We start from the raw sequence: 12,239 nt of genomic DNA, 5'->3' as shown, positions 1-12,239 counted from the left end.
AAGTGACACCACCCGAAGAAACGGAGCAGCCAGAAGTGACACCACCCGAAGAAACGGAGCAGCCAGAAGTGACACCACCCGAAGAAACAGAGCAACCAGAAGTAACACCACCGGAGGAAGATGAGACAGAAGACATTAAGGAGATTATTATAGTTCTTAATGAGATTAGTACAATACAAGTAGGGGATAAGCATTTCCTCAAGGTTGCCTTAGAATCTACTTATGCAGACCAGACAGTGACTTTTGCGACAAGTGATAGAAGTATCGCTAAAGTCAGTGAGAATGGAAATATTAAGGCCATGGCAGAAGGAGAAGTTATTATTACCATTACATCGGCTTATGGTACAAAATATGAAATGCCACTGAGGGTTGTTGAAAATAGCGCCGAGGTAGAAGAACCAGAAACGCCAGAGACCGGTGATAGTATAGAAAATCCAGAAGCCCCAGAGATGGGTGATAATATAGAAAACCCAGAAGTCCCAGAGACAGGCGATAGTGTAGAAGAATCAGAAGTAGGCGATAGTACGGAGGTACAAAGTTTATTGCCAGGGTTTAATGAGGAAGCTTGGAATCTTATAAGTGGGTATAAGCAGTTAGAAAGTGCAGATGCATATAGTATCAAGTTTATAACCCCCACATCTTGGGAAGGAATCTCGCTATGGGGATATGAAGGCCTAGAGGAAGAACAACCTTTAGAAATTGGTTATAATCAGTTAGGCGCTGATAACTTTGTACAAATATGGGTAGATGGAAAATGTATAGTAGATTTGAATAGTAGTGAAATGACAAGTACATGTTTTTCTATTCCAAAGGGAACGAAGAATGTAGATATTTGCATTGTGGCAGGAAAAGACAATACAGTTATTCAAGTTGATGGACTTTATGTAAGAAGCGTATAAGGATAAGAGACAATGAAAGCTTATAGAAATTAAGAAAAGAAGTCATTCATGCCAAGAAAAGAGTTGGTATGAATGGCTTTTTTAAGTTTAGAATATTTCAAAAGAAGAAAAGAGACGATATAATATAAGGGGACGACGCGAAGAAGAAGATTCTGGAAGGAGATACAGATGAGAAAGTTAGCTATAGTATTAATGTGTATAGCGATACTCAGTGGATGTGGCAAAGAACAAATAATAGATTTAACAAAAGAAAATGCGGTTATACAAAGCATTAATTTTGACAGAGAAGAGGCTACCAAACTGGTAGAAGAAATAGAGGCACCGATTAATGAATTAAAAATCAAGGAAACATTAACAAAAGAGATGTACAATGCACTAAAGGAGCAGCTAGAAGAATTGTATCCTAATCCATATGCAAGGGATATCTTAAAGCAGTATGTAAGTGATGAAACAACAGAGCCTATTCAGGTGAGACAAGATGTAGATTATCCTACGCTAAATGAAGAAGGAATAGAAATAATACAAGTTTTTATAGAACGTAAAGAATATGATGCAATAGGTAAGGAAGGACCACCACCTATTCCAAAAGATGATAAAAAGGATGACAAAGGACCTGAACTGGAGAATAAAGAACTAGGTTTAGGGAATAAAGAAATAGGCTTAGAGAATAAAGAACGTCTAATCATAGAAGAAGGTTATATAGGCGATGATGAAGGTTTAAAGGATTTTAAACGTGTGTATAAGTTTAGAAAAAGTAAAGAGGATATTTGGAAGCTGGAAAATATAGAGGTACAGCTCTGGTAAATAATGTAGATTACGCGGATAAGTCTGCTTCGAAATTAGTTTCGTGGCAGGCTTTTTTGTTAATTCAAAATAAAGTCAGAGGCCTATCACCTTTTAAACACATTGTCTAATTATTATAAAACAATAAATGTTCTAACTATTAAGGTAAGATTAAGTTAAGCGCGTAATAATAGGCATTAATAGGGGAACAGAAAATAGATAATGAAAAGAGGTCCTTAAAGTGAAATTATTAAAAAGAATGGAAGAAGTAGCAAATAAAGCAGTTACATTAAGCATAGTAGGTGCTATGGGAGTGGCCAGTTTTACAGTGCCTACAGTGGCGGCAACAACTAAGACATCCACTAAGGCTGTCACAAATATGCAGTTAACGACTAAAGTAGCAACTGATGAAGAGACAACAGAGTTACCAGATAGTACAGTAGTAGGAGAACAGCCACCAGAATTACCAGAGGGCGTATTGCCAGGAGAAGTACCACCAGCTAAACCAGGAGAAGGCGGATTTGATGTAGAGAGTGGCAGCAGTGTAGAAACAACAGGTGTTTATGTAGTTGATACGACTCAAACTATTAGTAATGAGGAGATTACAGCAACAGATTCCAATCAGTCACCTATTAAAGTAACAAGTGGGGGAATCTTAACACTTAAGGATGCCACATTAAATAAAGCTTCTGGAGAGATGACAGTAGAAGAAGCAAGTGACTTTTTTGGTGCTAATGCAGGCATTCTTGTAAATGGTGGTGCGACAGCTAATATTAGCAACGTAGCCATTAAAACAACTGCCAGTGGGGGAAATGCGGTTTTCTCAACAGGAGAGGGGACAATCGTTAATATTTCTAATGCAAGTATTACAACGACTAAAGATCATTCAAGAGGATTAGATGCAACATATAATGGCACAATCAATGCTTCTAATATCTCTATTCAAACGGCAGGTGCCCACTGCGCGGCAGTCGCCACAGATAGAGGAGAAGGAACAGTTACAGTAAAAGATAGTAAGTTAAATACAACAGGTGATGGCTCACCATGTGTTTATTCAACAGGAAATATTACCGTAACTAATTCACAAGGTACTGCAACGGGGTCTATGATTGCTGGTATTGAAGGCAAAAACTCTATTACTCTTGATACAGTCAATTTCACTGGATATGCTATTGGCCGAGGTAATGGAGGCGGCTGTGATGATGTAGGGGTTATGATTTATCAGAGTATGTCTGGAGATGCTAATAACGGGACAGGCACATTTACAGCTAAAAATTCTACTTTAACGATTGCAAAGGATTCCAAGACTTATGCTACAGCGCCAATGTTCTTTGTGACAAATACAGAGGGTGTTATTAATCTTACAAGTACAACGCTTAACTTTGGTAGCGGCATTTTAGTCAAAGCATCAGGTAATGAAGATGGTTGGGGTAAAACAGGAGAAAATGGTGCAGACCTTCAGTTTAATGCAAGTCAACAAACATTAAAAGGGAATGTGATATGTGATGCGATTAGTACAATTGATATGAAACTTCAAGAATCTACAAACTTTACAGGTGCTGTGAATCATGAAAATACCGGAAATGTAACAGTAGTACTTGATAGCAATTCTAAATGGAATGTAACAGCCAATAGCTATGTAAGTGTCTTCACAGATGAAGATGAAACACTTACAAATATCACGTCAAATGGTTATAACATTTATTATGATGCAGCCAATGAAGCAAACGCATGGCTTAATGGCGAAACAATCATCTTAGCAGGTGGTGGCATGCTTACACCAATAGCATAAAATTATGGGGACAGGTCTCTAAAATTGCTGCTAAAGCAGCGTAATTTTAGAGACCTGTCCCCATTTTTATAGCTCAATAAGAAAATAAAAAATGAACTTTTAAAAAACAAAAAATTCTGATAATATAAGAGTTAAGGGATGCAATTTTAAAAATTAATAAGTAGGGGAGAATGGGGCGTGGGCAAAAAAGAAAAAAGTACAAAGCAGTGTGAGTATAGTGTATTTCAAAATATGATGTATACCATGAAAGGAACATTTCAATTTCAAAAGCCACTTATAGCACTATTAATCGTTTATACGATAACATCTGCAATATTGCCGTTTATACCGACTGTAACTGTGAAACTAGTTATTGAACAAATTCAAAATAAGGTTTCTTGGCAACAGCTTTTGGCAGTAGTATTGATGGCACATGGGGTAATGCTAATCTTAAAATTGCTAGATATATATTGTAATCATATGACTTGGTGGCGCTATATAGATAGTCGGATGAAATTTATGCTTTTGAGAGTTCATAAAGTCTTAAATATGAACTTTGAATGTTTAGAAATGCCTAAAGTACTGGATAGCTGTCAGAAGGCTATGCGTGCTACAACGGGCAATACGAACGGTTTAGAGGGAATGATGCGTTCTTTTCAAATGTGCATGAGTACACTTTTGAAGAGTGTTATTTCAATAGGCATTTTATTTACCTTATCACCATGGATGGTAGTGCTATTAGTTGTACTAGGGATGTTGAATTTTTGGAATATGGATGCAGCTAAGAAATGGGATAAAGTACATACTTGGGACCCATTAGCACCTTATTGGCGAAAAAATGCCTATATGCAAAATACAGTATCAGACTTTAATTATGGAAAAGATATGCGCCTTTTTTCAATGAAAGGTTGGATTATGGAGAAGTATGAGCACTTACATGGAGAGATTTATAAAAAGATGGTAGGGAGTAGAAATAGATGGATGCTATGTGGCATTTATAATCAACTTATTATCTTGTTCCAGCAAGGCACAGTATATGGCTATTTGATTTATTGTGTCTTATATAAAGAAATGAGTATTGCAGACTTTTCACTATATTTAGGTACAGCACAGACATTTTTTTATACCCTATATAGTATTTTTAATGGTGTGACAGATATGCGTGAGCAATCTAGAGAAATTAATGATTTTAGGAGCTTTTTAGAGTTTCAGGATGGACAAGAAATAGGCGACATACAACCACTTGTAAAGGCTGAGCAATATGAGTTTGTTTTCGAAAATGTGTCATTTAAGTATCCCAATACGGCAAGTTATGCACTTAAAAATCTAAACCTTACACTTAAGCCAGGGGAGAGATTAGCTGTTGTAGGATTAAATGGTGCAGGAAAAACCACATTTATTAAGCTGCTTTGTCGCTTATATGAACCGACAGAAGGTAGAATTCTTTTGAATGGAACGGACATTAGGAAATTTGAACGCAAAGCATACTATGAACTTTTTTCACCTGTTTTTCAAAATATAGAGGTATTTGCATTTTCCCTTGCTGAAAATGTTGCCATGAGAGAAGAAAGAGAGACAAAAGAAGATTTTGCTGAAGCGTGCCTCAAAATGGCTGGTCTAGGAGAAAAGCTAGACGCATTATCTAAGGGGGTCAAAACACAGCTTTTAAAGATTATTAGCGAAGAAGGTATTGATTTATCAGGTGGAGAAAAGCAGAAACTAGCTTTTGCCAGAGCCTTATATAAAAATGCACCCATTGTCATATTGGATGAACCAACAGCTGCTTTAGATGCATTAGCAGAATATAGGATGTATCAGAATTTTGATAAGCTTATAGGCGGAAAGAGTGCAGTCTATATTTCACACCGTTTATCCTCTACACGTTTTTGTGATCATGTGGCGATGTTTGAAAATGGGCAGCTTATAGAATATGGTACGCATGCTTCTCTTTTAGCAGATGGCGGGGCTTATGCCCGCATGTTTGCGGTACAGGCACACTATTATGAAAAAGAAGGGGGAGCAGTTTATGAATCATAAGAAAAATAATGCAGAAACGCTTTCTATAAAGTATGTGGTGCATATACTTAAGGTGTTTTTTAGGATAGCAGGAAGATTTAGACCTTCTTTTTATATGATTTACTTTGCTTATATCGTAGTAAATGGTATTGCACCATTTATTAATATTATCTTCCCTAAATATATTATTGATGAGCTTTTAGGTAGTAGGGATGTAAAGCGGCTCATATTATATACAGTTTTAACAGTAGGACTTAACACAGTACTTAATATGCTTAAAGACATTATTAATGAAACCAAGAATAAATGTAAGGATGCATTAGACCCCTATTTTGCAAGATTGATTTCTGAAAAGGCTATTACAATGGACTTTGAACATACAGAAAATCCTAAAGTATTAGATCAGATGGAGAAAGCTAAGAATGCTATGGACTGGTATTCTGGTGGGGTATGTGGATTGGCAGATGCATTTTGCAGTATTATTATGAACATCATTACATTATTGGGAGTGGGGGTACTTTTAGTAATGGGTATGCCTTGGCTCATTGTCATTTATGCTATTTCTCTAGTATTAGACCGATATTTTACGAAGAAAGTGAATCAAATAGATATGAAGTCTTTTAAGGAAATGGCTAAGCGAAATCGTGTTTTTGGCTATTTATTCTGGACATTACAAGAAATTCGTTTTGGCAAAGATATTCGTCTATATGGTGCTGAGAAAATGATGGAGGATAAGGCTGCTAGTTATAACAAGGACATAATTGAAATCTGGCGAAAACAGTCTGAGGCACAGCTTGGATATGATGAAGGGAGCGGAATAGTATCTACCTTAAGAAGTCTGTTAACAATATTATTAATAGGATACAAGACGCTAATAGGAGAGATGACATTAGGTGATTTTTCTATGTACTATAATGCAGGAGAAAGTTTGCATGGTAGTTTAAAGTCACTAATATTTAATATTCAGGAATTATATAAAAAGGTATGCTATGCAAAGGAATTTATTGTTTTTATGGAGTATCCAGATGCTACTGTCCATGGCAAAGAATCAGTACCTATAAGTGAGGCTTATACAGTAGAATTTAAACATGTTTCATTTGCCTATCCGCGAAGTGAAGAAAAAGTGCTAAAAGATATTAATATGATTTTGCATCCAGGAGAACATATTTCAATTGTAGGCCCTAATGGTGCAGGAAAGACCACATTTATCAAATTACTTTGCAGGTTGTACGACCCTACTGAAGGTGAAATCTTATTAAATGGCGTTAATATTAAAAATTTTGCCTATGATGAATATGTAAAGCTATTAAGCGTTGTTTTTCAAGATTTCCAGCTATTTGCTTTTCCAGCTAAAGAAAATATTACGCTAGGACAGGTGAAAAGCAAGGATGCCGAGAATAAGAAGAATTTAGATATGATTATTGAAGAGGCGGGGTTAAAGACAACACTATCTAGACTTCCTAAAGGGGAAGATACATATATCTTTAAAGGATATGAAGAAGATGGGATAGAGCTTTCAGGTGGCCAGCAGCAGAAGCTAGCCATTGCAAGAGCGTTATATAAAGATGCATCTATTATCATATTGGATGAACCTACGGCTGCATTAGACCCTATTGCAGAATATGATATTTATCGTCAGTTTAATCATTTAATAGGGAATAAAACAGCAATCTATATTTCGCATAGGCTATCATCTTGTCAATTCTGTGATATCATCTATGTATTTGAAGAAGGAAAAATTAAAGAAATAGGCAAACATGAAGAACTAGTAACACTTAAGGATGGTACATATGCCGGAATGTTTGAAGCACAAGCACAATATTATAGATAGTAGTGCTTGTGCTTAAGTAATAGATACACCTTAAGGCTATAATATTAAGCTTTAAGAGTCAGCTAATAAGGAAGAAATTAATGCAAAGGTATTTTTAGCATTTATTCTAAATGCAAAGTAGCGTTCTAAGGTAAGCATTTTGTCGGTAGAATCTGTACTTTTTAAAATGGTATTTAATTCATAAAGCGCATTATGCATATAGTTAGTAGCATTAAGCAGCAATCTAAGATTATTTATATAAGGTGACTGATTAGATACTGCAACGAGGTCTGTATAAATATCTTTAGCAAGGACGTCTAATGATTTGTCTATGTTATTAAAGCTATTTTCGAGTACATAAGCATTGGTAGCATCTGTAGGAAAAATAGCATATTGAGCAAGAGAAAAAATTTGGTTTTGAAGTAATAATAGGTCATTAGTATAGTGTTTGATATCTGATGGCGTAACTGTTTGTTCAGAGGCATAAAGTAAGCTTGAACATAAAAAAATAGATGACATAAAGACGACTAAGTAGATTTTAAGTTTTTGATTCATTGTTAACACCTTTCTGTATAAAAGGAAATAGAAGATTTTATAACACTAAGTATTTTGTGAGAAATAAGACTGGAATATACTAATAAAAAAGATGAATCCTTAAGTTAAAAAATTGGGCGCTATTGTTAAAAAAATGTGTTTAATATAAAAAATGTTTCAAATGAAATATATTTTTGTGTAAAATGAATTGAAAATATATTATAAATAATTTAAAATATAATAAAAAGGAAGGAAAGAGAAAGGAAAAAGAATTGAATACTAATACTGAGATTTCACATGAAGAAAGAATAGGAGATTTACAACATAAAGATTTGATGGAGGGAGGATGGGCTGTAGTAGAACGCGAAAAAATATTAGAAGAAATGGAAAGGATTCCGTGGTGGAAAAACTTTATGCAACTATTTTACTCTCCCATAAAGATGATGAAGTGGAATTTCACTCAGGACCCTCCTCAGGGAATGAGTGTAGCAGTAGTAGGATTATTACTTTTTGGCATAATTGTTATGGTATTAACATATCTTAATCCTTTATTTAAAGAACAGATTTATGAAATTTATAGAATGTATGGGATAGATGAATCGCAGTTGCAAGAGCAGTATAGGCTAGTTCAGATTACAAGTACAATTACGGCAGTGTTTGGCTTGTTTTTTAAAGGTTTAATAACTGCAATAGTATTAAGTGGGATAAAGCTTTTATTTAAATTACGAGGAGCATTCCAACCACTATGCACATGTGTATTATTAGCTGAAGTTGTCCAAAATGCAATTTATTGTTTGGATTTAATTATAGGAAATATAATTGGGGTATTAGGAGAAGTATTTTCGCTAAAAACTTTATTTGTGGCAGGATATTTAGAGACACACCAGATTATGGGGATTTTGGCAAGTACAATTTCTTTAAATAACATATGTTTTATATGTTTAGTGATTGTTGGTTTTAAAATTATAACAAAAGCAAGTACGGGAAAAAGCATTTTAGTAGTTATGATTATGGAAGGAATGTATTTTGGCTATCAAGTAGGAATCAATAAGATTGGTGAAATAGTTATGATGAAACTAGGAATGTTGTAAATTTAAAAGCTAAGGAGAGAGGAGGGAGACGATGGATAATAATTATTTTGGCATGTTTAAAAAGATTAAAGATAGTTGCAGAGAAAATAATGTATTAGATTTACAGTTTTATAACGAGTATTTTTCATCCTACTATGATGCATTGACTAAAGAAATGGGAGACGAGGATATTAGATTTTACATAAACTACTGTATGAAGTATCAATCGCCAATATTAGAGTTAGGTTGTGGTGGCGGAAGGGTAAGTATTGCACTAGCTAAAAAGAAACTTTATGTAACTGGTGTGGAAAAATCAGAAGACATGTTAAAAATATTTGAAAGAAGGTTAGATACACAATATAAGAGGATAAAAAAATATATAAAGCTTTATCATCAAGATGCACAAGCCCTAAACTTGCCTGAAAAATATAATGTAGTTATTTTTCCAGCAACTACCATACGTCTTATTAAAGGAGAACTCAGTACTTTTTTTAACGGGATCTATGAGGTATTAGCAGCTAATGGATGTTTTATCTTTGATTTTTTAGATGAAGAATCAGTAGATAAAGATGGCATAGGTCTGGGGCCTTTAGAACAGTACAGCTTTACAGATGAAGAAGGACACTTAAATGTTGTGGTGTATCAACCAAAGGTTGATAGCGTTAATCAGTTAATAACATATAACTTTTTTGCCAGCGTATTTAAAGAAAATATTGAGCATTATTTGTCTTATACAAAGCTAAGACGCCTGACAAAGAGGGAGATATGTGAGCAGGCTGAGCAAAGTAAATTTACTTCCTATGAAATAGAATACGTACAGGGGAAATATAATTTTTGTATTTTAAAAAAATAAGTAGGTAGGAGGAACATCATGGAAGATAAAGAAATTTATATGAAATTATTATTGTATGCAAGTTATTTATTAATGGCGATAGGGATTATTAGAGTTATAGTAGTTGTTATAAGTCATGAGATGTCCAATTTAGGATTACCAGTACTTATCTTTGTAGTTGGTGCATTATCTTTTATAAATTATAAAAATATGTCTAAAAGAATGTAAAAACTTATTAATGTAATTAATAGGACACAATAAGTAAAATCCAATAAATACAGAGGAGTTTAGAATGGATAGAAGAATATGTGTAATATACTTGGAAAAGGGGAAAAATGGGCTATACCGCACAAGCAATAATATAAATGGAGCTATGTTAAGGGCTCTAATGAAGAAGTATAATATTGACTCATTTCAGTATGTAGAGGATGAATTACCATCTGTTATGGAGTGTGCTGATGATATTCTTGCAACTATAGATGATGATCTAGTATATATTGTGAATGAGGAAAATGTTCAATTATCCATGGCAATTGCTCATGAGATAAATCAGTTAGAAGAAATAAATCAATATTTTATAATTGAATCAGATATACCCTTTGAAATAAAGATAGAGGATGTAAAGGTATTATCAGGAGATTATGAACAAGAAATATTGAATTTATTAGATGTAGATGTGAAATTAGACATTCATAAGGTAGAAGGTGGGATAGAAGTATATTCAAATAACATAGTTTCTATGGAAAAAGCAGGAGAAGTAGGGGTATATATAGGAAGAAAGAAAAAAGATACATATATGTACCGTGATGTAGATGAAATCTATAAAGAAATAGATGAAATTAATAAAAGGTATGAAGGAATTAATGCATTACGTATTCCACTATTAACGATGGAAATCAATCAGCATCCTAATTATAAAGAGATTATTAATAAGTTACTCACTCAATATAGTCAATTTAGTTTTGAAATGTTGATAGCAATAGATGAGGTAGGTAATTTCATTAATAATAGTGACAATGGAAGATTATTTTTTAAACTGGATATAAAGACAGAAGATGACATTAAGAAGTTAATAAGTATAAAGAGACCACAAAATATTTCAAGTATTAGGTGTAATCATGGCCTTATCAGAAAGTCAGTACAAGATTTTAAAAAAATGATGAAGTATGTGGTTAAAAATGATATTGATACTAGCTTTTATTGTACAGATTTAAGGGATTACTGGATTGAGGATTTGGGAAATGAATTGAAAGAATTTATAAATGATAACCACTCAGAAAATTACAATGCATTATCTTTAGGTTTTACAATAAGCCAGACCTGTGAATATGTAGGTGTCTCATTAGTAGGTTCAACTAAGCATATTGTATTGGATAAAGCACAAGTATCAGTAGAAAACCTATTAAAGCTTAATGAATTCTGTAGTATTAATAGTGCACTTCATATTTATGATGCAGAAGGAGAGAAGTCTACAAAATTAGTAGATAAATATCACTTTAATCGCATTGGAGAAGTTATTAGGTATGATGCATTTCAAAATGAAAAGAAAGAAATTTTAATGCAGCATCATATGTTGCCTATTAATATGGTGACATTTAGTGAAGGTATGCCGATTAATGTGAATGGTATTACTAATGCTACAGGCAAAAAGTATCATCTAATGCCCTATTCACAGGTTGATATAAAGAAGAAGATAGATAAAGAGTATATGATAACTTTAACACTTGAGAAGATAGAGGATTTAGATAAATTACTAGAGGATGCAGAAATATTTAGAGAGACCAATAAGATAGCTCATTCACCACTACAATATTATAATTTGCAAAATGTATGTAGATTTATGAGTCGGAATTATTGCCAAGTTGAAGAATTGCCTCATTTTAGAGTGGATCAAGAAGGTGAGATTTATCCTTGTATTGATAATGCTATAAGTGTAGGTAATATGCAAGAGGCTTATTTTGACATTAAGCAAAATACATATATGTATTATGAAAAAGAAATAAGTAGACGCCAGTGTACAACTTGTTCAGCAGTGGCAATTTGTACAAGATGTGCATATTTACCTGATTTTATGAAAGAAAGATTCTGTGACATTATGAAGACAAAGAATTATGTATCAGATTTTGTAATTGAATCTAAGGTATTACCTGGCATAATTAGATCATGCAAAGGATATGAAAAGGTGAAGATTGAAGATATCAATATTAGCAATGAGTATATGTTTTTATATACAAAGGGTGAAGAATATGGAAAAGAAGTTCCTTATTTTGCAAAGTATGTATTTTTAACTGAATGCAAAGGAATGCATACTATTTGGTCACCTGTAACCAATAAAGTATATAAAATTAGTAAAGAAATTTTTATCATTGCAGAGTGCTTATTAAGACGTTGGAAATTAGAGGATATTAATAATTATTTAGTTAAGGAACTTAATCTTGAAAAGAGCATCATAGAGCAAGTTTGCGATATAGCGTATACAAAATTCTTTGAATATAACTTGCTACATAGACCTATTAAATAATAG

General features: G+C 33.5%; 10 protein-coding genes. 9 read left to right on the top strand and 1 reads right to left on the bottom strand.

The features are described 5' to 3' along the window. The 5 genes from AC1VAQ_RS13760 to AC1VAQ_RS13740 all read left to right on the top strand — a co-directional run. On the top strand, window positions 1–899 hold an 899-nt coding region (locus AC1VAQ_RS13760; protein ID WP_479904037.1), incomplete at its 5' end, for an Ig-like domain-containing protein. A gap of 168 nt (window positions 900–1,067) precedes the next feature. Then, on the top strand, window positions 1,068–1,703 hold the full coding sequence (locus AC1VAQ_RS13755; protein ID WP_302596522.1) for a hypothetical protein: 636 nt from the start codon (window positions 1,068–1,070) through the stop codon (window positions 1,701–1,703). Window positions 1,704–1,923: 220 nt separating this feature from the next. Then, the gene (locus AC1VAQ_RS13750) at window positions 1,924–3,474 is read left to right on the top strand and encodes a hypothetical protein (protein ID WP_302596523.1); all 1,551 of its coding nucleotides are present in this window, start codon (window positions 1,924–1,926) and stop codon (window positions 3,472–3,474) included. Between the two features lie 177 nt (window positions 3,475–3,651). Continuing rightward, window positions 3,652–5,490: an ABC transporter ATP-binding protein gene (locus AC1VAQ_RS13745; protein WP_479904036.1), complete on the top strand. Its 1,839-nt coding sequence runs from the start codon at window positions 3,652–3,654 to the stop codon at window positions 5,488–5,490. Then, complete coding sequence (locus AC1VAQ_RS13740) at window positions 5,480–7,300, top strand: ABC transporter ATP-binding protein (RefSeq protein WP_479904035.1); 1,821 nt, start codon at window positions 5,480–5,482, stop codon at window positions 7,298–7,300. The genes AC1VAQ_RS13745 and AC1VAQ_RS13740 overlap by 11 nt, the downstream gene beginning before the upstream one ends. 51 nt (window positions 7,301–7,351) lie before the next feature. On the opposite strand, the gene AC1VAQ_RS13735 is transcribed toward AC1VAQ_RS13740, so the two are convergent. Further along, complete coding sequence (locus AC1VAQ_RS13735) at window positions 7,352–7,834, bottom strand: hypothetical protein (protein WP_302596526.1); 483 nt, start codon at window positions 7,832–7,834, stop codon at window positions 7,352–7,354. A 251-nt stretch (window positions 7,835–8,085) separates the two neighbouring features. On the opposite strand from AC1VAQ_RS13735, the gene AC1VAQ_RS13730 reads away from it, so the two are divergent. The 4 genes from AC1VAQ_RS13730 (at window position 8,086) to AC1VAQ_RS13715 (ending at window position 12,236) form a co-directional block, all read left to right on the top strand. Beyond that, complete coding sequence (locus AC1VAQ_RS13730) at window positions 8,086–8,904, top strand: hypothetical protein (RefSeq protein WP_302596527.1); 819 nt, start codon at window positions 8,086–8,088, stop codon at window positions 8,902–8,904. A 31-nt stretch (window positions 8,905–8,935) separates the two neighbouring features. Beyond that, window positions 8,936–9,736: a class I SAM-dependent DNA methyltransferase gene (locus tag AC1VAQ_RS13725; protein WP_479904034.1), complete on the top strand. Its 801-nt coding sequence runs from the start codon at window positions 8,936–8,938 to the stop codon at window positions 9,734–9,736. A gap of 18 nt (window positions 9,737–9,754) precedes the next feature. Next, window positions 9,755–9,943, top strand: coding sequence for a hypothetical protein (locus tag AC1VAQ_RS13720; RefSeq protein ID WP_302596529.1), 189 nt, complete (start codon window positions 9,755–9,757; stop codon window positions 9,941–9,943). Window positions 9,944–10,007: 64 nt separating this feature from the next. Continuing rightward, window positions 10,008–12,236 (top strand): hypothetical protein, encoded by a 2,229-nt coding sequence (locus tag AC1VAQ_RS13715; protein WP_479904033.1) that lies wholly within the window; start codon window positions 10,008–10,010, stop codon window positions 12,234–12,236. Window positions 12,237–12,239: the final 3 nt, after the last annotated feature.

The organism is Cellulosilyticum sp., assembly GCF_982396655.1.
The sequence above is the reverse complement of the archived record's forward strand: the minus strand, read 5'-3'. Positions and strand labels throughout refer to the sequence as shown.